Consider the following 22610-nt stretch of genomic DNA (forward strand, 5'->3'; position numbering starts at 1 on the left):
CCTCAGCGCAGGCCGGACATTCTCATGTACGCGTCGATCAGCGGCTCGCCCCACATGAACACGATCCAGCCGGCAATGGCCAGATAGGGCCCGAACGGGATCGGCGTGGCATGGTCGCGGCCGCGCGAATACAGCCAGATCGAGCCCAGGATCGCGCCGATCACCGACGACAGCAGGATGATCGGCAGGATGCCCTTCAACCCGCACCAGGCGCCCAGCGCGGCCAGCAGCTTGAAATCGCCGTGGCCCATGCCTTCCTTGCCGGTGATCTGCTTGAACAGCCACCACACCGACCAGAGCGACAGGTACCCGGCGATGGCGCCCAGCAAGGCCGGCTTGGCCGGCATGTACAGGTTGTCAATACTGCCTATCAGCCCCAGCCACATCAGGGGCAGGGTGAGCTGGTCGGGCAGCAGCTGGGTGCGCAGGTCGATCCCGGACAGGGCGACCAGGAAGCAGCTCAGCACGATGGCGCCAAAGCCCTGCCAGCCGAAGCCGAACTGCCAGACGCTGGCCACCACCAGCAGCCCGGTAATCAGTTCCACCAGCGGGTACTGGATCGAGATCGGTGCGTGGCAATGGCGACACTTGCCGCGCAACACCAGCCAGCTGAACAGCGGGATGTTCTCGTACCAGGACAGCTTGTGCTTGCAGTGCGGGCAGTGCGACGGCTCGACCACGACCCCGGGCGGGGGTGGCTCGTAGATGTCCGGCAGCTCCAGCACCTCGCGGGCGTCGCGCTTCCACTGCCATTCCAGCCTCTTGGGGAGGCGCAGGATGACGACGTTGAGGAAGCTGCCGATCAACAGCCCCAGTGCGGCCGCGGCGGGATAGCCGAGGCCGGGATGCTGGTCTAGAAATGCCATGGTGTCCTTAGCCGATGACGGCGCCGAGTTTGAAGATGGGCAGGTACATGCCGATCACCATGCCGCCGACGATGGTACCAATGAACACCATGATCATCGGCTCGAGCAGGCTGCTCAGGGCGTCCACGGCATTGTTGACCTCCTGCTCATAATACTCGGCCACCTTGAACAGCATGGTATCGAGCGCACCGGCTTCCTCGCCAATGGCGGTCATCTGGATGACCATGTGCGGGAACAGGTTGATCTGCTTCATGGCCATATTGACCGGATAGCCGACCGACACGTCGTCCCGCATGCGCAGAACGCCTTCTTCGTACACCTTGTTGCCGGTGGCGCCGGCCACGATACCCAAGGCTTCCACCAGCGGCACGCCGGCCTTGAAAGTCACGGCGGTGGTGCGGGCGAAGCGGGCAATCGAGCTGTTGTTCATGATCTCGCCGATCACCGGCACCTTCAGGATCAGGCGATCCATCGTGTGCTGCATGGCGGGCGACCGTTTGTAAGCGAAGATGAGCCCCGCCACCGCGCCCACGGACACGATGAGCATCAGCCACCAGTAGGAGATCATGAAGCGCGACATCGCCACGATCATCTGGGTGAACGCCGGCAACTCCGCGCCGAAGCCCTTGAACACTTCCTCGAACTGAGGAACGACGAAAAGCAGCAGGATCGCGCTGACGATGATGGCCACCAGCACCACCATGGCCGGATAGAACAACGCCTTCTTGATCTTGCCCTTCAGAGCCTCGATGTTTTCCTTGTAGGTGGCCACCGTGTCGAGGACGGTCTCCAGCACGCCCGCGCCTTCACCGGCGCGCACCAGGTTGCGGTACAGCTCGTCAAACTGGACCGGGTGCTTGCTGATCGCTTCATAAAGCGACGAGCCACCCTCGATATCGGCACGGATCCCGTCCACCAGCTTCTTCATGCGGGGGTTTTTGTGCCCGCTGCCGATGATTTCCAGAGCGCTCACGATCGGCACGCCGGATTTCATCATGGTCGCCATCTGGCGACTGAAGAACGAGATGTCCTTGGCCCCCACCGCCTTGCCGGCCGCGCCGAACAGCGGCTTGGGCTTGGGCTTCACCACCCCGGGCATGATGCCCTGGCGGCGCAGCTCGGCGCGCAGCATGTTGGCGTTCTTCGCCACCTGCTCGCCCTTCATCTTCACACCCCGCTTGTCGGTCCCCTCCCAGACAAACGGCTGCATCTCCATGGTGCTACGCGCCACGGGCTCTTTCTTGATCGCACTACGGCTGACAGACATGTAAGGCTCCCCGGCCGCGCCATCCCCAGGCGGGCTTCTGGCCGAATGGTAGCCGGTTCCGGCCCGCAGTGGCATCCCTCTTGCACGGCAGACCGTGACCTGCGGCATGGGCCGGATCCGTCAAAAGGTGACGCGGCGCGTCACTATGCTGGGTGGGTCTCAATTTGTTGCGAGGGGGGTTCCAATCCTGAAGATTGCTGCCATCATTGCGCCGGGGAAATGCTGGGGAGCATGGCCGGACACTTGGCACGCAACCTGCTATCAACCACCCGCACGGTCCTTCGCCTTGCTCAGCCGGCCCGCCGGCCAGGCCTCGTACCGGTGTTCGTTTATTACTTACCTCTAGGGGATGTACACATGAAGAAGCAGCAGGGCTTTACCCTTATCGAACTGATGATCGTTGTCGCGATCATCGCCATCCTGGCCGCCATCGCACTGCCGGCTTACCAGGACTACGTTGTGAAGTCGCGCGTTTCCGAAGCCATGGTTCTGGCGGACGGCCTGAAGGTCGTGGTTGCTGACAATGCTGCGCAGGCCGAAAGCGACCTGGGCAAGGGCGCGACCCTGACCACCAAGACGGACGCTTCGCCGAACGTTGAAACGACCGCAATCACTGGCGGCACCGGTGCGATCATCGTGACCACCACCAGCAAGGCTGGTGGCGGCACCGTCACCCTGACCCCGAAGGCTGGTGGCGCTGCGCTCAAGGCTGGCACCCCGCCGGCAGGCACCATCGTGTGGGCCTGCACCTCCTCGCTGAAGCAGAAGTACCTGCCGAGCAGCTGCACCGGGACCTGATCCAGCTCAGGCTGGTCGGACTGGTGTCGAACAAAGCCCTCGGAAACTCGAGGGCTTTTTTCTTGGCGGGGTTGAATCGAGGACTCTGGCTCAACATCGTATGGGGGGATGTCAGGTGAGCAGGAAAAACAACGGCGGATTCACGCTGATCGAGCTGATGATCGTGGTTGCGATCATCGCGATCCTGGCGGCAGTGGCAATCCCGGCGTACCAGAACTATGTGGTCAAGGCGAGGGTCTCCGAGGCCCTGGTGCTTGCAAGTGGATTGAAGGCGACGGTCATCAGCAACGCGTCCACCAACGCGTCCAACCTGGGCGCAGGTGGTTCGTTGACCACTGCGGCGGACAATTCGCCGAACGTGGCGTCCACCGACATCAATCCGGTCTCGGGGGTCATCACGGTCATCACGACGTCGAAGGCGGGGGGCAGTGAACTCCTGCTGACCCCGACCGGCGCCGGGGGCACGCCGCTGGTGGCGGGCAAGTCGCCTGAAGGAAACATCATCTGGCGTTGCACGTCTACCCTGGAACAGCGGTTCCTTCCGTCCAGTTGCACGGGGCGCTGATCCCGCTGCGATTGCGGTAGCATCGGATCAGCCGCCACGCCACCCGGGTGCCGGCTGGCCGGTGGGGGCCAACCAATTTGTAAGGTGATTGAAGCTATGAACGCAGTGGTGACAGCCAACCTCGTCGGGATCACCGGCATCGCCCGCCGCCTGGTACAGGACGGCGCGCTGGACGAAGCGGCCGCGCGCGATGCCATGGCCAAGGCCGGCGCCGCCAAGCAGCCGCTGCCGCAGTACTTCGCCGAGAAAAAGCTGGTCACCTCCGCCCAGCTGGCGGCCGCCAATGCACTGGAATTTGGCATGCCCCTGCTGGACGTGGCGGTGTTCGACCCCAGCCAGAGCGCCATCAGCCTGGTCAGCGAAGAACTCCTTCGTAAGCATCATGTGCTGCCGCTGTTCAAGCGCGGCGGCAAGCTGTTCGTGGGCACCAGCGATCCGACGCATTCGCTGGACGAGATCAAGTTCCACACCAATCTGGTGGTGGAGCCGATCCTGGTCGATGAAGACCAGATCAAGCGCACGCTGGAGCAATGGCAGTCCAAGCATGACAGTTTGAGCGGCTCGTTGGGCGGCGACGACGAAGGCATGGGCGACCTGGACGTCTCGGTCGGAGATGAAGACGGCGGCACCACCGAGTCGGGCGTGGATGCAAAGGGGGACGACACCCCGGTGGTGAAGTTCGTCAACAAGGTGCTGGTCGATGCGATCCGCAAGGGCGCGTCGGACATCCACTTCGAGCCCTACGAAGATGATTACCGCGTGCGCTTCCGTATCGACGGACTACTCAAGAACGTCGCCAAAGCCCCGGTCAAGCTCAATCAGCGCATCGCCGCCCGCCTGAAGGTGATGTCGCAGCTGGATATTGCCGAAAAGCGCGTGCCGCAGGACGGGCGCATCAAGCTCAACCTGTCCAAGACCAAGCAGATTGACTTCCGTGTCAGCACCCTGCCGACCCTGTTCGGTGAAAAGGTGGTGCTGCGTATCCTGGACGGCAGCGCCGCCAAGCTTGGCATCGACAAACTCGGCTACGAGCCCGAACAGCAGCGCCTGTTCCTGGAGGCCATCCACAAGCCCTACGGCATGGTGCTGGTCACCGGCCCGACCGGCTCCGGCAAGACGGTGTCGCTGTACACCGCGCTGGGAATCCTGAACGACGAAACCCGCAATATCTCCACGGCCGAGGACCCGGTGGAAATCCGCTTGCCTGGTGTCAACCAGGTCCAGCAGAACGTAAAGCGCGGCATGACCTTTGCCGCTGCACTGCGCTCGTTCCTGCGACAGGATCCAGACATCATCATGGTCGGCGAGATCCGTGACCTGGAAACCGCTGAAATCGCGGTCAAGGCGGCGCAGACCGGCCACATGGTGCTGTCCACCCTGCATACCAATGACGGCCCGCAAACGATCGCCCGACTGATGAACATGGGCATTGCCCCGTTCAACATCACCAGTTCGGTAACCCTGGTCATCGCGCAGCGCCTGGCGCGCCGGTTGTGCAATAACTGCAAGCGGCGGGCAGAGCTGCCCGACAATGCGCTGTTGGCCGAGGGCTTCACCCAGGCCCAGCTGGACGCCGGCATTACCTTGTTTGAGCCGGTTGGCTGCGAAGAATGCACTGAGGGATACAAGGGCCGTACCGGTATCTACCAGGTCATGCCGATGAGCGAGGAGATCTCGGTGATCGTGCTGGAAGGCGGCAATGCGATCCAGATCGCCGAGGCGGCACAGCGTGCGGGAATCAACGACCTGCGGCAGTCGGCGCTCGTGAAGGCAGCGGCGGGTACCACCAGCCTGGCTGAGATCAATCGCGTCACCAAGGATTAGCATCCAGCTACTGCGGCCGACGCCGTCATCCGGCCGCAATCACCTGCTACCATCGTATAGCACTATCGTCCGGCGGGGAGCCGGACTTACTTTTCACTGCCATGCGGTGTCGCGTCTGCGGCGCCGTGTCTGGCTACAGCAGACATCGCTACGGGCGACACCGCCCGTGGCGCAATCGGGGATGCGCGCATGACGTTGGCAAAGAGCAGGGCAGGTACGTGGCTGTTGTGGATCTTCGTTCTGTCCGGGTTTTCCGGGCTGATCTACCAGTCGATCTGGACGCAGTACCTTGGCTTGTTCCTTGGACATTCCTCCTACGCGCAATCGTTGGTGCTGATCCTGTTCATGGGCGGCATGGCAGTGGGTGCCTGGTTGGTAAGCCGCTGGAGCAGCAGGGTGCGTCGCCCGCTGCTTGCCTATGCCGTGATCGAAGTGGCTATCGGTCTGCTGGGCCTGTGCTTTGACGGTATTTACCAAGGGCTTACCGGGTGGGCCTACGACCAGCTGATGCCGATGCTTCCGGCCAGCCAGCTGCAGAATGTGCGCTGGATGCTGGCAGCGGCCATGGTGCTGCCCCAGTGCATAATGCTGGGCGCCACGTTCCCCCTGATGAGTGCGGGCTACATCCGCCTGCAGGAACACGCAGAGGGACGCGTGCTCGCCGGTCTGTATTTCTCCAACAGCCTCGGCGCGGCCATCGGCGCGATCGCTTCGACGTACGTGATGCTGCCAGCCATCGGCATGCCGGGTACCGTGTTCTCTGCCGGCCTGATCAATATCCTCGTGGCCATCGTGGTTTACCCGCTGAGCAAGCGCGAAGTTTCGCTGCCGGCGGCCGACATTGCGCCGCCAGTGACCGCTCCGCAGGGTGAGTTGCTTCCCAAGCCGGTCCTGATTCTGCTGGCAGCGGGCCTGACCGGCGCCGCGTCGTTCGTATACGAAATCACTTGGATCCGGATGCTGTCGTTGGCGCTGGGTACCACCATTCACTCCTTCGAGCTGATGCTGGCCGCGTTCATCCTTGGCATCGCCCTCGGCGGCCTGTGGCTGAAGAATCGTGCGGATCGACTCGTGTCGCCGTTGCAGACCGCAGGCTGGATCCAGGTCTGGATGGGTATCGCCGCGCTCGCCTCGATGTTCGTCTACGCCAACGCCTTTGAATGGGTGGGCTGGCTGATGAAGGTCATCGTGCGCAGCGCCGAAGGCTACGGCCTGTTCAATCTGGCCAGCGCCGCCATCGCCCTGCTCGTCATGTTCCCTGCTGCCTTCTTTGCGGGAATGACCCTGCCGCTGCTGACGCTTGCGCTGTTGCGTCAAGGACACGGTGAAAAAGCGATCGGCCAGGCCTACGCGTTCAATACAGTGGGCGCCATCGTGGGCGTGCTTGCCGCAGTCCACCTTCTGATGCCGGTATTTGGCCTGAAGTACGCGCTGCTGACCGCCGCAGTTGTGGACATCGGCTTGGGGCTCGTTCTGCTGAAGCGCTACACCATAAGTTCAAGCCAAAGCCGCGTGCCGCCGCTGATGTGGGCGGCGGCACCAGCTGCAGCCGCAATTGTTGCCTCGGTCGCCTTGGTGCATTTCGATCCCGCGGTATTAAGCTCGTCGGTCTATCGCACCGGCTTGGCAGCGTTGGACGACGATGCGCGCACGATCTTCTATAAGGATGGCAAGACCGCCACCGTTGCCGTATTCGAGCTCGGCGCGGAGGGCAAAGAGGTCCGCATGATCACCACCAACGGCAAGGTGGATGCTGGATTGGCATATGACGACGCCAGAATTTCCACGCCCGATGAAGCGACCATGCTGCTTCTGGCTGCCATTCCGATGTCCATGCGCGATAGTTATGACCGTGTCGGTGTTGTTGGGTTCGGTTCCGGCATGACGACCCACGCTCTGCTCGGTCACGCAGGCATTGGTCGCGTGGACACAGTTGAGATCGAGCCGGCAATGGTCGAGGGTGCGCGTCATCTCGGTCATCGTGTCGACCGCGCATTCAACGACCCCAGGTCCCACGTTGTGATTGACGACGCGAAGGCCTATTTTGCTTCGGTTCCCAAAAAATACGATCTGATCATCTCCGAGCCGTCGAACCCCTGGATGGGAGGCACAGCCTCGCTGTTCAGCACGGAGTTCTATCAGTACGTACCGCGTCAGCTGAACGACGACGGTCTGTTCGTGCAGTGGCTTCAGCTCTATGAAATTACCCCGGAGCTGGTGAACTCCGTGCTTTCAGCAATGCTGCTCAACTTCAAGGACGTCAAGGCATATCTGGCCAACCAGACGGATTTGATCCTGGTTGCGTCGCCACGCGGCAGCGTGCCCGACCTGGGGCCGTCGATCTTCAAGCAGCCGTTGCTCGTTAGCGACCTTGCCAGAATTGGTATCAAGGATGTTCGCGATTTGCAGGACACCATGGTGATGGATCGCCATGTATTAGGTGGGTACCTTTCGCTTTACCCTTACCAGGTCAATTCGGACATGTTCCCCGTTTTGAAGCTGAAGGCACCCGAGGCGCGCTTCCGGGACGTAAGTGCGGCGGATTTCAACGACCTTGGTGCCGCGCCGTGGCCGCTCATCCGCTACTTTGGTGGTCCCGTGCCACGCACTGCAACGTCGGCGAAGACGTTGGAGAGTTTGCCGCTCATGGGAATTCAACAAGGCAGGGAAGCGGGCCGTGTCTTCGACGCGCTACTTGGTGGCACGTCGGAGCAGGGGGGGGGCATGTCCAACTTCAACAGTCTGCAGGTTGATGCGATCCGGGGTCTGGCCGCCAGTTGCAAACTTGGTGCGCGTCCTGACCGCGATGCGACCGTGATCTTCTCCCTGGCCATCGAGACGGCAGCGCACCTGGATGACGAGCGGTTGCAGCGCATTTGGGGAAAGCCGGAATGGATCAACTGCACCGCCGGAGATGAGACCGTGGACGGTGCGTTGGCACTGATGTCGGCTGTGGCGGAGGGGCGTCATCAGGATGTCCTTCAGCAAGGGCAGGCCCTGCTCGATGGTGCGCACGGGCAATACCTGCTCACTGACGGTGTTTCGGGCCAATACATCTTCGGTGCAATGCAGTACGCAGCACTTGCGGAAGGCAACTCCACGACCGCCCAACGGTTGGTGGAGAGGTACTGGAAGCGACTGGATGACAGATCCCGGCGCAACGCGTCACTCCAGTTGCTGGCGGTGATGGCATCACGGGCAAAGAGCCCGGTATCTCAGTAAATGCGCGCAGGCCGGCGGAATCGCCGGGGGCAGGGCACGACTGGCGTGTGCCGCCCCCGGCATCCCCACGGTAACTGCTGGGCGCAGGAGGCGTTGCAAAGGACAGCCTGGCCGAAACGCAGGAACGGGCCTTACATACGTGGTAACGCAGTCCTCGGGCCGGCCGTTGGCCATAGTGACACGCCACGCGCGTCAACGAGGTGCCCGAAAAAATCCGATGTGAAGGGAGGCCCCGATATACGGGGCCTCTTTATTTGTGAGGCTGGTTCCAAATGATTAACCCCGGGCATGTCATCATCCGCTCCGGCCCTCAAGTGCGCTGTACGGATCGCGGCACCGACGCTATGCCGCCCTAAACGGAATTGGGTATGCGACCTGCGACGAGTTGGAGTGCGAGCGGCAAGGCAATGACACTAGTCGCGCTCGCCGCCGCGGCGACGGTGTTTTCTGCAGGTGCTCAGAATAACGGGAGGCCCACCTGGAGTTTGAAGACATCCACTCCCACCGCCATGCTCGTGGGCGAATGGGAACTGTCGAATCCCCCCGGAGCCGCGACAGCGAGGACCGGCTCCAGCGCCCCCGGAGCAGCGCAGGTCGGCGTGGCCAAAGGTGCTTCGTTCCAGCTCTCGGTCAAGCTTGTGAGCCCGGCCGGCGTCGTTAAAGACGTTACAGGATCTCCGAAGCTCATCTATCGACCGAAGGGCTGCATGTCGATCGGGGCCAACGGGATTGCGACGGTTCTGCGCTCGGCCCCTGCGCCGTGGACATGCAATTCCGGTGATCCAGTGCCGCTCACCATCATCTACGCCGATCAGTCGACCGGTGTTGCGGCCGTCAACATGTACTTGTTCAAGATCAATTGAGATCGCCTGATCTGGCGTGGGCTGGCTTTTGACACGTCAAGTAAAGCCGTCGACCAGATTCCGGTCCGTCACAATGAAAGTCAGGTCAAGCATGGAGTCCGGTCGCCTGGTTGGGTTGTCGTGCGCCTTTGCATTGGGGCTGCTATGGAGTTCGAGCGTCCATGCGCTGGCCGACTGCAAGAGTGCCGAATATCAAGATATTGAAGTTCCGAAGTGCTCCGGTGAGGCGCAGGCATATGCGCGCGCCACTGCGGATGCAAAGAAGCCTTGCCGCAGGTCGGGCTGACGCGCTACTCGTAGAGATGAGCGGGCGGTCTCCTTGCGCGACCAACGTTCGGCGGACTAGCCACACGAGCCGTGGAACTACGCTCGGGCGGAGCTAAGTTTTTCACCATTGGCGTTGGACTAAACGCCCTGGACACTGGTGCCCCTTCGTTGGCCAGCCGGGCAGAGCCCGGCTCTACCTCACGGTCTGGTGCTTTTGCTGCAGCTTCCACCAGAACCATTGCGAGGTGCTGGAGAACGGGGCCAGCCGCTCTGCCAGGTCGAGGTCCACGTCGTGGTCGCCGGCGAGAAAGCATTCGGCCAAGTCCTGGGAAATGCCGATGGCGTGGGCGAAGTCCAGTGTGGACGCGCCCATGGGGGCGAGGATGTGTTCGCGCACCAGCCAGCCGGGGTGTTCGTGTACGACGTCGCTGCCCGGATCTGCGCTACCGAGTTTTTCGATATGCTTTTCGAAGTTCCGCGGCTGCCGGTCGCGGGTTGATTCGGGGTATTCGATCAAGCGGACGATCAACTGGCCGACGCTGGCTTCGACGCTGACGCTTGCACCGGTTCGGAAGCCTGCCTTTTCCAGCCAGTGTCCGTGTATCGAAAGGCACGGTGCGGCGCCGTTGTTGAAGGTGTCCATCCACGCGTAGGTATGCGCGCGCACGGTGTAGTGGCGCGGGCGGGCTGCGGTGGGGAGGTGGACTTCGGGGAAGAGAGGGGTGTTGCGTGCTGAGCGCATGGGGAGCCTCCAAGGGGAAATCTCCCTTGCCGGGTGGGCAAGGGAGCCGGGAGGTTCAAATCCGCGTAAGCGCGTGCGGCGTGGAGTATTTCCCCGGATGAGGGGTCTTGTATTAGCCACCCTCCCGACATGGGACGTCCATAATTTTGCGCCTACTTGGAGATTTGAAGCTCCGTCGCACACCATGCGCGATGATGTGTTGGGCGGCTAGTTGATTGTTTCTGTTGGGTTTGCGGGTTTCGGTAGGCGTTGCCTAAACCGTGTCGCGAGTGGCGCGGGTTTGGGCGGAAGTGCGATGGTGGTGCGGTTTGGGTGGGGTGGTTCGCGTCATGGTTTACGTGGGACACGCATGGCGTGTCGCTACGCGGATCACGCAGTTGGCGTAGTGACACGCCACGCGTGTCATCGCGTCAACAGGCCGAACGTAGTGACACGCCATGCGTGTCATCGCGGTGCGTGGCGAAGCCGGGCCGTGCGGCCGGAAGATATGAACGTTACGATCACCGCGCCCAGCCACGCAGGGCGTGGCTCTACGGGTTTGTTGCCCCACGTGGAATTCAAGCCGGTTTCGGATTCAATCCATTCCCAGCTTTTTCAGCTTGTACCGCAACGCCCGGAAGGTGATCCCCAGCTGCGCCGCGGTCTTGGTCTTGTTCCAGCGGTTCTCTTCCAGCGCCTTCTGGATCGCGGTGCGTTCCATCTGTTCGATATACGAAGGCAGCGCGCCGCTGCCCGCAGGCAGGTCCACCACGGCTTCTTCATGCGCTGCCACCGCTGCGCCGGTCTGGCGCACGGCCCCCGGCTGCGGCAGGCGCAGGTCGCTGGCGCCGATGCTGTCGCCTTCGGCCAGCGCCAGCGCACGCTCCAGGATGTTCTCCAGCTCGCGCACGTTGCCCGGGAAGTGGTATGCGCCCAGCGCTTCCAGCGCCGAGGGCGCCAGCAGCGGAGTGGGGCGGCCGTGGGTGCGCGCCAAGCGGGAAAGAATGGAGGCCGCCAACTGCGGCAGGTCGCTGCGGCGCTCGCGCAGCGGCGGTACGCGCAGTTCGATCACGTTGATGCGGTAATACAGGTCGTGGCGGAAGCGCCCGTCTTCAACCAGATCACCCAGGTCCTTGTGCGTGGCCGACAGGATGCGCACGTCCACCGGCACTTCGGTCGCCGATCCCACCGGGCGGATCTGCTTTTCCTGTATGGCGCGCAGCAGCTTCACCTGCATCTGCAGCGGCAGTTCGGCCACTTCATCCAGGAATAGGGTGCCTCCATGCGCGGCCTGGAACAGGCCAGGCTTGTCGGCATGGGCGCCGCTGAAGCTGCCCTTCTTGTGCCCGAAGAATTCGCTTTCCATCAGTTCCGACGGAATGGCGCCGCAGTTGACCGGCACGAACGCGCCCGGTGCGCGCGCGCTCTGGCCGTGGATGGTGCGCGCCACCAGCTCCTTGCCCACGCCCGATTCGCCCAGGATGTACACCGGCGCCTGGCTGCGCGCGACCTTGGTGATGGTGGCGCGCAGGCCGTCCATGGCGGCCGATTCGCCCAGCAGGCGGGCGGTGGTGTCGCTGGTCAGCGGCGGCGGGGCAGGGCGTTCGGTGTTGTTGAGTTCCAGCGCGTGCTTGACCAGGCCGCGCAGTACCGAAATGTCCACCGGCTTGCTGACGAAGTCGAACGCGCCGGCCTTCAGGGCTTCCACCGCCAGGTCCATGCTGCCGAAGGCGGTGATCATCGCCACCGGGGTGCGCGGGTAGTGCTGGGCGATTTCGGTGACCAGCTCGATGCCGTTGCCGTCGGGCAGCCGCATGTCGGTGATGCACAGGTCGTAGGGGTTGCTGGCCAGCAGCTCGCGCGCTTCGGCAAGGTTGGCGGCGGTGCTGATGCGCAGGCCCATGCGGCCCAGGGTCAGTACCAGCAGTTCGCGGATGTCGCGTTCGTCGTCGACGACGAGGGCGCTGCGGGTTTCGTTCATATGGGGGAAAGATAGCCGAGTGCGGTTGATAACGACAAATTGTTGACGCCTGCAGGGTAACGGGTCATTGCGGCAGCATGGTGTGCGGGCCGGGCAGCACCAGCCGGAAGCACGCACCGCCTGCCGGCACCGACACGTACTCCAGGCTGGCCTGGTTGGCGCGGCACAGTTCGCGGGCGATATACAGGCCCAGCCCGGTGCCGTGCTCGGAGGTGGTGAAGAACGGCCGGAACAGCTGGGCGGCCACCGATTCGGGAATGCCCGGGCCCCGGTCCATCACGTCGATGACCGCTGAGCGGTCCTGGCGCGCCACCCGCAGCCGCACCCGGGCCGGGTCCTGGCCGGTACGGCCGTACTTGAGCGCGTTGTGGACCAGCACGGTGAGGATCTGGTGCAGGTGGCGCGGGTCGACCAGGCCATGCACCGAAGATGCGCTGATGATCGGCTCGATGCTGTCCGTTTCCAGGGTCAGGCTCTGCTTGTACTCCAGCACGAAGCGGCGCACGAACGCGGCCAGGTCCAGGTTTTCCGGATTGGCCCGTTCGCGCCTTGCCAGCCCCAATACGCTTTCGACGATGCCGTTGGTGCGCTGGCACTGCTGGTGGATGATCTGCAGCAGGCGGCGGTCGGTGTCGCCGATGGCGGTGGACTCTTCCAGCAGCTGGGCGGCGTAGTTGATCGCCGCCAGCGGGTTGCGGATCTCGTGGGCCAGGCTGGCCGAGAACCGACCCATGGCCGACAGGGTGAGCGACTCGGCGCGCCGCGAGACCACGCTGGAGTCGTCCAGGAACACCAAGGTGAGGTCGCTGCCGGCCAGCAGGCGGGCGAAGCGCGGCTGCACTTCGGGCTGGTCGGGGGAGAGCTGCAGCGGGGTTTCTTCGTTGGCCCAGCCATTGCGCCAGCGCTGCAGGCGGCGGCTGAGGTCGGGGGCGGCGCTGCCCAGGTCGAGCAGGCCGGTGCCGCTGTTGCCGTCGTTGTCGCCGATCAGGGTGGAGGCCGCTTCGTTGGCCAGGGTGATGCGGTTGGCCGCGTCCACCACCAGCACGCCGGTGCGCATGCGGCGGATGATCAGTTCGTTGATCTGGAACAGGTTGGCCACTTCGTCGCCGCGCTGGTTGGCCAGCTGCTGGTTGCGGCGGGCGCGGCTGCCGACCTGGTAACTGACGAAGGCCAGCGCCAGGAAGCTGCTGATGAACATGGCCAGCTCGGCCAGGGTGCGGGTGGGGTCGCCGGTTTCCAGCAGGTTCCACACATAGCCGCCGGCGGTGGCAGCCCCGGCCGTCAGGGCCAGGCCCATGCCCCACGACAGCGGCAGCAGGGTCGCGGCGGCGGCGATGTTGAACAGCAGGGCCATGGAGAGGCCGGCGCTGGCGCCGGGCAGGGCATGCGCCAGCAGCACAGTGGCGGCGATGTCCACCAGCAGGCTGGTGACCACGGTGCGGCGCAGCCAGCGGTCGTTGCGGCCGAGCATGAGGATGAGCAGCGACGCCACCAGGTAGCTGATGCTGACGATCGCAGCCAGTTCGGGGTGGGTGGACTCCCCCACCAGCCCGCTGAGCGGGCTGAACAACAGCGCGGCGATGACCGCGGCGATCAGCACCCGGTACAGGGCGAAGAAGTACAGCTCCCGCTTCGGCAAGGACTCGATGCGGTCGATCAGTGAAGCGCTGGGTGACACGCCGGAACTCCCCTTCTGGCTGTCGGGTGGTGAAGCCGGGCAGAGCCCGGCTCTACCGGCCCCCCGCCGTAGAGGCGGGCTCTGCCCGGCTGCTCGTATCCTCACAGTATAGGAAACCCACCCGAAGATGGGTGGCCTGCGCCAGGCCGCGCATTCTGCCCGCTTGCGACCCGCGCCCCGCCTGCCCTGGCCGACGCAACTGACTGAATGGCGGTGGAAAAGTTCCACGGCGGGCTGCCGGTTTCACATGCATTTTGCGCCTGCGCGCCGGGTCGTCCACAATAGTGGGCCCGCCGCGGTCCGTGCGTGCGGTCGTTCCTATTCCCACGGTGACGCATGAATTTCCACGAATACCAGTCAAAACAGCTGCTTGCCGAGTACGGCATCCCGGTCCCGGCCGGCAAGGTCGCAGCGACTCCCGAAGAAGCGGTCGAAGCGGCCAATGCCCTGGGCCAGGGCCCCTGGATGGTGAAGGCTCAGATCCATGCGGGCGGTCGCGGCAAGGCTGGCGGCGTCAAGTTCTGCAAGACCACCGATGACGTCAAGGCCGCTGCGGCCAAGATGCTCGGCACCAAGATGGCCACCTACCAGACCGCGGGCGTCGAACTGCCGGTCAACCTGGTGCTGGTGACCACCGCCGGTGAGATCGTCAAGGAACTGTACCTGTCGGTGCTGGTCGACCGTGGCACCAAGACCATCACCTACATCGCCTCTTCGGAAGGCGGCGTGGAGATCGAGCAGGTTGCTGCTGAAACCCCGGAGCTGATCCACTCGCTCAACGTCGATTTCGTTGAAGGCGTGCAGGGTTACCACGGCCGCGATTTCGGCTTCAAGCTCGGCCTGACCGCCAAGCAGGCCGGCCAGTTCGCCAGCATCATGGTGAACCTGTACCGCCTGTTCAACGAAAAGGACCTGGCGCTGGTTGAAATCAACCCGCTGGCGATCCTGGACGACGGCAACCTGTACGCGCTGGACGGCAAGTTCGACAGCGACGACAACGCCGCGTTCCGTCAGAAGGCCCTGGTCGCCATGCGCGACAAGACCCAGGAAGACGAAACCGAAGTGACCGCTTCGGAGCTGGACATCAACTACGTCACCATGGACGGCAACATCGGCTGCATGGTGAACGGCGCCGGCCTGGCCATGGCCACCATGGACGTGATCAAGCTCAACGGCGGCGAGCCGGCGAACTTCCTGGACGTGGGCGGCGGTGCGAACAAGCAGCGCGTCATCGAAGCGTTCAAGCTGATCCTGTCTTCGGACAAGGTCGAAGGCATCTTCGTCAACATCTTCGGCGGCATCGTCCGCTGCGACATGATCGCCGAAGGCATCATCGCCGCGGTCAAGGAAGTGGGCGTCAAGGTTCCGGTCGTGGTGCGCCTGGAAGGCACCAACGTGGAAGAAGGCAAGCAGCTGCTGCGTGACAGCGGCATGGCCATCATCCCGGCTGACAACATCAACGACGGTGCCAAGAAGGTCGTCGAAGCTGTCAAGAACGCCGCCTGATCCGACACCGAAGGAATAACAATGTCTGTTTTGATCAATAAGAACACCAAGGTGATCGTGCAGGGCTTCACCGGCCAGCAGGGCACCTTCCACGCCACTCAGATGATCGAGTACGGCACCCAGGTCGTCGGCGGCGTGACGCCGGGCAAGGGCGGCACCACCCATATCGACCTGCCGGTGTTCAACACCGTGGCCGATGCCGTGCAGAGCACCGGCGCTGACGCGTCGGTCATCTACGTACCGCCGCCGTACGCGGCTGACGCGATCCTGGAAGCTGCGGCTGCCGGCATCAAGGTCATCGTGTGCATCACCGAAGGCATTCCGGTGCTGGACATGCTGCGCGTGAAGAACGTGCTGACCCGTGCGCATCCGGACACCGTGCTGATCGGGCCGAACTGCCCCGGCGTGATCACCCCGGGCGAATGCAAGATCGGCATCATGCCGGGCCACATCCACAAGCCGGGCAAGATCGGCATCGTGTCGCGTTCGGGCACCCTGACCTATGAAGCGGTCAAGCAGACCACCGAAGTCGGCCTGGGCCAGTCCACCTGCATCGGTATCGGTGGTGACCCCATCAACGGCCTGAACTTCGTCGACTGCCTCAAGCTGTTCAACGAAGACCCGCAGACCGAAGGCATCATCATGGTCGGCGAAATCGGCGGCGACGCTGAAGAAGCCGGCGCCGAGTACATCAAGAACCACGTGAAGAAGCCGGTCGTCGGTTTCATCGCCGGTGCGTCGGCTCCGGCCGGCAAGCGCATGGGCCACGCCGGTGCGATCGCCTCGGGTGGCAAGGGCACGGCCGAAGGCAAGTTCGCCGCCATGGAAGCTGCCGGTGTGGTCACCGTCCGCTCGCCGGGCGACCTGGGCGCCGCCATCGCCAAGCTGGTGAAATAAGAGGTCGCACCGTCGACCCTTACCTACGCAAACGCCGCCCCCGGGCGGCGTTTGTGTTTCCGGCACCCGGCGCATGGCGGCGGCGCACGACCAACGGTCGTGCGCTACCGGTGGAACCCGGTAGGTGCCGACCGTTGGTCGGCACACCACGCAGGCGAAAGGCCTAGAATGTGCGCAAAACCACCACAGGCGGCACCACATGACCTCGATCCGCATCGCGATGGCCCAGTTCGATTTCCCGGTCGGTGCGGTCGAACGCAACACCGACACCATCATCGCGATGATCGCCGAGGCGCGCGATGAGTTCGGCGCCGAGCTGGTGGTGTTCCCGGAGCTGGCCATCAGCGGGTACCCGCCTGAAGACCTGCTGCTGCGTCCCCGCTTCCTGTACGACTGCCAGCAGGCAATGGCGCGCATCGCCGCAAGCACGCAGGGCATCACCGCCGTGGTCGGCTGGCCCGAGGCCACCGGCGCGGTGGTCTACAACGCCGCCAGCGTGCTGCGCGACGGCGAGGTGCTGCACACCTACCGCAAGCGCGAGCTGCCCAACTATGCGGTGTTCGACGAACGCCGCTACTTCGACATCGACCCCGACGGCGGCAGCTGCGTGTTCGAGCTGAAGGGCGTGCCGGTGGGCGTGCTGGTGTGCGAAGACCTGTGGTTCCCGGAGCCGCTGGCCGACACCGTGCGCAATGGCGCCGAACTGGTGGTGATTCCCAATGCGTCGCCCTACGAGCGCGGCAAGCACGCCCAGCGCGATGCGCTGCTGGCCGAACGCACCCGCGAAAGCGGTGCGGCGCTGCTGTACGTCAACATGGTCGGCGGGCAGGACGCACTGACTTTCGACGGCGCATCGGTAGTGGCCGACGGCGATGGCACCGTGCACCCGGCCGCCGCGGCCTTCACCGACCAGTGGCTGGTGGTGGACTACGACGCGGAAAGCCGCCGTTTCCTGCCGCGCGAGTGGATGGACGACGGCGACGAAAGCATGGATGCGCTGGCCTGGCGCGCGGTCACCCGCGGCATCCGCGACTACTGCGGCAAGAACGGGTTCAAGAAGGTGTGGCTGGGCCTGTCCGGCGGCATCGATTCTGCGCTGGTGCTGGCGATGGCGGTGGATGCGCTTGGCGCGGACAACGTCACCGCGGTGCGCCTGCCGTCGCGCTATACCGCCGACATGTCCAACGACCTGGCCGCCGAGCAGTGCCGCGCGTTGGGGGTGAAGCTGGAAGCGGTATCGATCGAACCGGTGTTCGAAGGCCTGATGACCGCGCTCGGCCCGATGTTCGAGGGCCAGCCGGCGGACGTGACCGAGGAGAACCTGCAGTCGCGCGCGCGCGGGGTGATCCTGATGGCGCTGTCCAACAAGTTCGGCGGGCTGCTGCTCACCACCGGCAACAAGAGCGAGTACGCGGTCGGCTATGCCACCATCTACGGTGACATGTGCGGTGGCTATGCGCCGCTGAAGGACCTGTACAAGACCGAGGTGTTCGGCCTGTCCAAGTGGCGCAACACGGTGGGCGGTGCGCCGGTGATACCGCCGGCGGTGATCGCGCGGCCGCCGTCGGCCGAGCTGCGCGCCAACCAGACCGACCAGGATTCGCTGCCGGCCTACGACGTGCTTGACGGCATCCTGTACCGCTACGTCGACCAGGAACAGTCGCGCGAAGAGATCGTCGCCGCCGGTTACGCCGCCGAGGTGGTCGACCGCGTCCTTCGTCTGGTACGCACCAGCGAGTGGAAGCGCCACCAGGCCGCCCCGGGACCGAAGGTCTCGCGCCGCGCGTTCGGTCGCGAACGGCGCTATCCGATCAGCAACGGCTACAAAGGCTGAGCGCAGGCTAGCGGAACAGATCGGGTCGCACGTGCTGCGCACGGCTGATGAAGCTGTGCAGCACGTCGAACGGGAGGGATCCTTCCTGGCAGCTATGTCCGGTGTTGCGACCGATCTGGTCGAGTGCGCGCACCAGCAGCTTCTCCGACCGGGCCGACACCAGGCCGTGGTCCGTGTTGGCTGCCAACGACTGCAACAACAGCTTGCGGACATACCGGGTTGATACCTCGTCGCCGTCGTCGAGCACGGGCAGCGCCTGGGTCAACGCGTCGAAGTCCACCGCGACGCGACTGGAGGCCGCCTGCCACGAGTTCGGCGTGCGGCCAACGTCAGGACTATCGGCAAAGCTGACCGTGCGGGCGGGCGGGGTGAACGCCACGGGATTGGTCCGCTGGGCCACCCTGGGCGCCGTCCCCCCGGGTGTTGTCCTGACCTCCTTCAGCGTCTGCGCGATGCAGCGACCGGGCGCTGCAGGAGCAGTCCTCCGGCTTGGGGCGCTGGAAAACAGGCGGTTTTCGATGGCGCTGATGTCGAGCCGTCGCGGCGCCGGGGACGGACGTGACGCGGCGTCGGTGCGGCGCAACTGGAGCGCGGCAGGGGGCGCGGACGGAATACGAGACATGGCGGGAACGGACGACGGGAGTGGGAGCGGAAGATAGCCGGCCTCCGCTGGACATGCGTTCAAGAATTACGCATCCGCGCCCACAAAAAAACGGGCAGCCATGAGGCTGCCCGTTTCATTGTGACTACCGCGCTGGAATCAACGGCGGTTCATGGTCGCATTGCGCTGGCCGGTGCTGGCCGACTTCTCGCCGGCGAACGGGTTCAGCTTGCGCACCATCCACGGGTATTTCGGCCAGTTGCCCTGCAGCCACGGGTGCTCGGGCTGGTTGAGCTCCAGCACGCGGCGGGCGTCGTCGGCCAGGGTCTTGTTGCCCAGGTGGGTATAGGCTTCACCCAGCGCGGCCACGGCGTCGTACTGGAAGGCGCTCTGCGGGTAGGTTTCCAGCAGGTAGTTGGCGCGGCCGGCGGCCGAGACCCAGGCCTCGCGGCGCAGGTAGTACAGGGCGTTGTCCAGCTCGTGCTGGGCGAACACGTCGCGCAGCTCGAGCATGCGGCTGCGTGCGTCGGCGGCGTAACGGCTGTTGGGGTAACGCTCGACCACGATGTTGAAGTCGGCGTAGGCCTGGCGCGGGGTGGACAGGTCGCGGCGGCTCGGGTCCAGCGACCACACGCGGCGCAGGAACACCGTGTTGCGGTTGCTGTTGGCCAGCCCGCGCAGGTAGTACATGTAGGCGATGTTGCGGTGGGTCGGGTAGGTGCGGATGAAGCGGTCGATGCTGGACACCGCGTCATCGTGCTTGCCGGCCTTGTACTGGGCGTAGGCGGTTTCGATCATCGCCTGCTCGGTGTACGGGCCGTACGGGTACTGGGCGATCAGGCGGCGGAAGGTCGCCTCGGCGCCGCTCCAGTTGCCCTTTTCCATCAGGCCATGGCTCTTTTCGTAGATCGTTTCTACCGGCTGGCCTTCTTCCGGGTTGTCACCCTTGGCGCCACGGTGGCAGCCGGTGGAAACGAGGGCCAGGACCAGCATCAGGGCCGCGGTGCGGACGGGCGCGGACAGCAGGGAAGAGCGTCGGATCATGGGGTCAGGGCGGGACGCGGCTGGAATACGAAGGGTCGATGATAGCCTAGTGGCCTGTCCTGCGACTGAAAGTGGTCGCCGGGACCCCCAATTTGTCTTCCTGCGGTGTGCTCCCCATGTCCGATAACCCTTCTGAAACCGACTCCACCCGCCAGGCCACCGTGCCCGATACCGCCGCTGGGCGGCGCTTCGACGCCGTGCTGGCCGAACTGTTCCCCGAATTCTCCCGGTCCAAGCTGACCGAGTGGATCAAGTCCGGCGACGTGCTGCTGGACGGCAACCCGGTGCGCGGCCGCGACCCGGTGCGCGGCGGCGAGGTGGCCAGCCTGCATGTCGTGCTGGACACCCAGACCCATGCCGAGCCCGAAGACATCCCGCTGGACATCCTGTACGAGGATGAACACGTTTACGTGATCAACAAGCCGGTCGGCCTGGTGGTCCACCCGGGCGCCGGCAACCCGAGCGGCACCCTGGTCAACGCGCTGCTGTTCCGCGACCCGGGCCTGTCGGTGCTGCCGCGCGCCGGCATCGTGCACCGCCTGGACAAGGACACCAGCGGTGTCATGGTGGTGGCCCGTACGATCCAGGCGCAGACCGCGCTGGTGGAACAGCTGGCCGCGCGCAACGTGCACCGCCAGTACCTGGCGGTGGTGGTGGGCGCGCTGGTGTCCGGCGGTACCGCCGATGCGCCGATCGACCGCCACCCGCGCGACCGCATCCGCATGGCGGTGCGCGAGGACGGCAAGGACGCGGTGACCCATTACCGCCTGCGCGAGCGCTTCCGCGCCCACACCGCGCTGGAGTGCCGCCTGGAGACCGGGCGTACCCACCAGATCCGCGTGCACATGGCCCACCTCAAGCACGCCATCGTCGGCGATTCGCTGTACGGCGGCGCGCTGAAGCTGCCCAAGGGCGCCAGCGACGAGCTGGTGGCCCAGCTGCGCGGCTTCAAGCGCCAGGCGCTGCATGCCGAAACGCTGGAATTCGCGCACCCGATCACCGGCGAGCCGATCCGCAACAGTGCGCCGGTGCCGGCTGACATGGTCGCGCTGATGGACGCGCTGCGCGAAGACACCAAGCGTATCGCCGAGCTGGAGCGCGGGCGCCGCTGATGGCCACGTCCGCTGCGCCGCTGTCCCTGGCCCACGCTGCCGTGCCGGTGCTGGCGGCGGAGTGGGCGGCCCCGCCCGGGGTGCACGCGGTGACCACCCTGCGCCATGGCGCCGGTGGGTCGCTGCCGCCGTTCGAGCAGTTCAACATGGGCAACCGGTATGCCGCCGACGGCGATGATCCGGCCCAGGTGGAGCGCAATCGTGCCCTGCTGCGGGATGGCCTCGGCCTGCCCTCGGCACCGCACTGGCTGCGCCAGGTGCATGGCACGGGCGTGCTGCGCTTCGAGGGCCCGCCCGGCGCCATCGGCGTGGACGCCGAACCCACTGCCGATGCGGCGGTGACCTCGGTGCCGGGGGTGGTGCTGGCCATCCTCACCGCTGACTGCCTGCCGGTGGTGCTGGCGGCGCGCGACGGCGGCGAGATCGGCGCCGCGCACGCCGGTTGGCGCGGGCTGGCCGACGGCATGCTGGAGGCCACCGTGGCCGCCATGCGGACCGCGCCGGGTCAGTTGCAGGCCTGGCTGGGTCCGGCGGCCGGGCCGGCCTTGTACGAGATCGGCGAGGACGTGTTCACCGCCTTCGTCGACCGCGATGCCGGTGCGGCGGCCGCCTTCAACGCCACCCGCCCGGGGCACTGGAAGGTGGACCTGTACGCGCTGGCACGGCGCCGGCTGGTGGCCGTCGGGCTGGACCCGGCGGCGATCAGCGGCGGGCAGCTGTGCACGCTGGCCGACCCGCAGCGTTTCTATTCGCATCGCCGCGACCGCCGTACCGGCCGCATGGCCACCCTGGCCTGGATGGCCTGACGCCCACGCCTTGCGCGCAGCCACGCAGGGCGTGGCTCTACTGCAGGATCGAGTACTCGATGCGCCGGTTGCGGTCGCGGCCGCTGTCCAGTCGGTTGTCGGCCACCGGCTGTTCTTCGCCATAGCCACGCGGCACCAGCATGCCGGCCGGCACGCCCTGCGCTTCCAGCTCGGCCACCACCATTTCGGCGCGTTGCTGGCTCAGGTGCAGGTTGGTCTCGGCCGCGCCCAGGCTGTCGGTATGCCCGCCCACTTCCAGCCGCAGGCCCGGCTCGGCGGCCAGGATCGCCTGCGCGCTGGCACGCAGCATCTCGTGGCCGTCGGCGCGCAGGGTGGGCGACTTGTGCAGGAAGCGGACCTTGCCCTGGTTCAGGGCGGTCACCAGTTCCTCGGGCGCGGGCGTGGCCGGCAGCTGCGACAGCGCGATCCGGCCGGCGTCCCACAGGCCGCTGACCTGCAGGTGGCCGAAGCCGCGGCGCAACGTGTCGGAGACGGCAATCCGGTCGCGCGGGGACAGGCGGGTCATGTCCACGTGCAGGCGGTCGCCGTTGAACGACAGCGACAGGCCCTGGTGCCTGAGCACCGGGGCCAGGGTGACCAGGCGGTCCAACCAGCGTGGCGCGGCAGCCTGCGGGTCGCGCAGGATGTCGCCACTGACCTTGCCGTGGCCGTACTGGGCCACCAGTGCGCTCCACACCTTGCGCCGGTCGGCTTCGCCGGGCAGGCGGCCGCGGACGTCGATGACACCGTGGTTGTTG

General features: G+C 65.1%; 18 protein-coding genes. 10 read left to right on the forward strand and 8 right to left on the reverse strand.

Annotation, left to right across the window (positions count from 1 at the left end; translation table 11 throughout):
• Positions 1-2: 2 nt before the first annotated feature.
• Together FSZ13_RS10085 and FSZ13_RS10090 are read right to left on the reverse strand one after the other, a co-directional pair.
• A complete protein-coding gene (locus FSZ13_RS10085) occupies positions 3-866 on the reverse strand; it encodes a prepilin peptidase (protein ID WP_145479378.1) in 864 nt (287 codons plus the stop codon).
• A gap of 7 nt (positions 867-873) precedes the next feature.
• The gene (locus FSZ13_RS10090; protein ID WP_145479533.1) at positions 874-2133 is read right to left on the reverse strand and encodes a type II secretion system F family protein; all 1260 of its coding nucleotides are present in this window, start codon (positions 2131-2133) and stop codon (positions 874-876) included.
• 357 nt (positions 2134-2490) lie between these two features.
• On the opposite strand from FSZ13_RS10090, the gene FSZ13_RS10095 reads away from it, so the two are divergent.
• The 5 genes from FSZ13_RS10095 (at position 2491) to FSZ13_RS10115 (ending at position 9405) form a co-directional block, all read left to right on the forward strand.
• Positions 2491-2931 carry a pilin gene (locus FSZ13_RS10095; protein ID WP_145479379.1) on the forward strand — a complete coding sequence of 147 codons (441 nt, stop codon included), beginning with the start codon at positions 2491-2493 and terminating at the stop codon, positions 2929-2931.
• A gap of 115 nt (positions 2932-3046) precedes the next feature.
• A complete protein-coding gene (locus FSZ13_RS10100; protein ID WP_260844139.1) occupies positions 3047-3496 on the forward strand; it encodes a pilin in 450 nt (149 codons plus the stop codon).
• A gap of 96 nt (positions 3497-3592) precedes the next feature.
• Complete coding sequence (gene pilB / locus FSZ13_RS10105; protein ID WP_145479381.1) at positions 3593-5320, forward strand: type IV-A pilus assembly ATPase PilB; 1728 nt, start codon at positions 3593-3595, stop codon at positions 5318-5320.
• Between the two features lie 189 nt (positions 5321-5509).
• Positions 5510-8542 (forward strand): spermidine synthase, encoded by a 3033-nt coding sequence (locus FSZ13_RS10110; protein WP_145479382.1) that lies wholly within the window; start codon positions 5510-5512, stop codon positions 8540-8542.
• Between the two features lie 407 nt (positions 8543-8949).
• The gene (locus FSZ13_RS10115) at positions 8950-9405 is read left to right on the forward strand and encodes a hypothetical protein (RefSeq protein WP_145479383.1); all 456 of its coding nucleotides are present in this window, start codon (positions 8950-8952) and stop codon (positions 9403-9405) included.
• Between the two features lie 460 nt (positions 9406-9865).
• Here the strand turns inward: FSZ13_RS10115 and FSZ13_RS10120 are convergent, their stop codons facing one another.
• The 3 genes from FSZ13_RS10120 to FSZ13_RS10130 form a co-directional block, all read right to left on the reverse strand.
• On the reverse strand, positions 9866-10414 hold the full coding sequence (locus FSZ13_RS10120) for a SymE family type I addiction module toxin (protein ID WP_186308888.1): 549 nt from the start codon (positions 10412-10414) through the stop codon (positions 9866-9868).
• 574 nt (positions 10415-10988) lie between these two features.
• Positions 10989-12374 carry a sigma-54-dependent transcriptional regulator gene (locus tag FSZ13_RS10125; RefSeq protein ID WP_145479385.1) on the reverse strand — a complete coding sequence of 462 codons (1386 nt, stop codon included), beginning with the start codon at positions 12372-12374 and terminating at the stop codon, positions 10989-10991.
• Positions 12375-12438: 64 nt separating this feature from the next.
• Positions 12439-14052, reverse strand: coding sequence for a sensor histidine kinase (locus tag FSZ13_RS10130; protein ID WP_145479386.1), 1614 nt, complete (start codon positions 14050-14052; stop codon positions 12439-12441).
• 336 nt (positions 14053-14388) lie between these two features.
• Between FSZ13_RS10130 and sucC the strand changes: the two genes are divergently transcribed.
• The 3 genes from sucC to FSZ13_RS10145 all read left to right on the forward strand — a co-directional run bounded on the left by sucC (position 14389) and on the right by FSZ13_RS10145 (position 18289).
• Positions 14389-15558, forward strand: coding sequence for an ADP-forming succinate--CoA ligase subunit beta (gene sucC, locus FSZ13_RS10135; RefSeq protein WP_145479387.1), 1170 nt, complete (start codon positions 14389-14391; stop codon positions 15556-15558).
• 21 nt (positions 15559-15579) lie between these two features.
• On the forward strand, positions 15580-16455 hold the full coding sequence (sucD, locus tag FSZ13_RS10140; protein WP_145479388.1) for a succinate--CoA ligase subunit alpha: 876 nt from the start codon (positions 15580-15582) through the stop codon (positions 16453-16455).
• A 199-nt stretch (positions 16456-16654) separates the two neighbouring features.
• Positions 16655-18289, forward strand: a complete 1635-nt coding sequence (locus FSZ13_RS10145; RefSeq protein ID WP_145479389.1) for an NAD+ synthase — start codon at positions 16655-16657, stop codon at positions 18287-18289.
• A gap of 7 nt (positions 18290-18296) precedes the next feature.
• Here FSZ13_RS10145 and FSZ13_RS10150 read toward each other — a convergent pair whose 3' ends face one another.
• Together FSZ13_RS10150 and FSZ13_RS10155 are read right to left on the reverse strand one after the other, a co-directional pair.
• On the reverse strand, positions 18297-18911 hold the full coding sequence (locus FSZ13_RS10150; RefSeq protein WP_145479390.1) for a hypothetical protein: 615 nt from the start codon (positions 18909-18911) through the stop codon (positions 18297-18299).
• A 138-nt stretch (positions 18912-19049) separates the two neighbouring features.
• A complete protein-coding gene (locus FSZ13_RS10155; protein ID WP_145479391.1) occupies positions 19050-19934 on the reverse strand; it encodes an outer membrane protein assembly factor BamD in 885 nt (294 codons plus the stop codon).
• Between the two features lie 116 nt (positions 19935-20050).
• Here FSZ13_RS10155 and rluD point away from each other — a divergent pair, with 116 nt between their 5' ends.
• Together rluD and pgeF are read left to right on the forward strand one after the other, a co-directional pair.
• Positions 20051-21046, forward strand: a complete 996-nt coding sequence (rluD, locus tag FSZ13_RS10160) for a 23S rRNA pseudouridine(1911/1915/1917) synthase RluD (RefSeq protein WP_145479392.1) — start codon at positions 20051-20053, stop codon at positions 21044-21046.
• Entirely contained in the window at positions 21046-21852 is an 807-nt protein-coding gene (gene pgeF / locus FSZ13_RS10165) for a peptidoglycan editing factor PgeF (RefSeq protein ID WP_145479393.1), read from the forward strand. Before rluD ends, pgeF begins: the two co-directional genes overlap by 1 nt.
• A 37-nt stretch (positions 21853-21889) precedes the next feature.
• Here pgeF and FSZ13_RS10170 read toward each other — a convergent pair whose 3' ends face one another.
• Positions 21890-22549 carry an OmpA family protein gene (locus FSZ13_RS10170; RefSeq protein ID WP_145479394.1) on the reverse strand — a complete coding sequence of 220 codons (660 nt, stop codon included), beginning with the start codon at positions 22547-22549 and terminating at the stop codon, positions 21890-21892.
• Positions 22550-22610: the final 61 nt, after the last annotated feature.

Source organism: Stenotrophomonas rhizophila (assembly GCF_007667275.1).
In the GTDB taxonomy this organism is placed as follows: domain Bacteria; phylum Pseudomonadota; class Gammaproteobacteria; order Xanthomonadales; family Xanthomonadaceae; genus Stenotrophomonas; species Stenotrophomonas maltophilia_AE.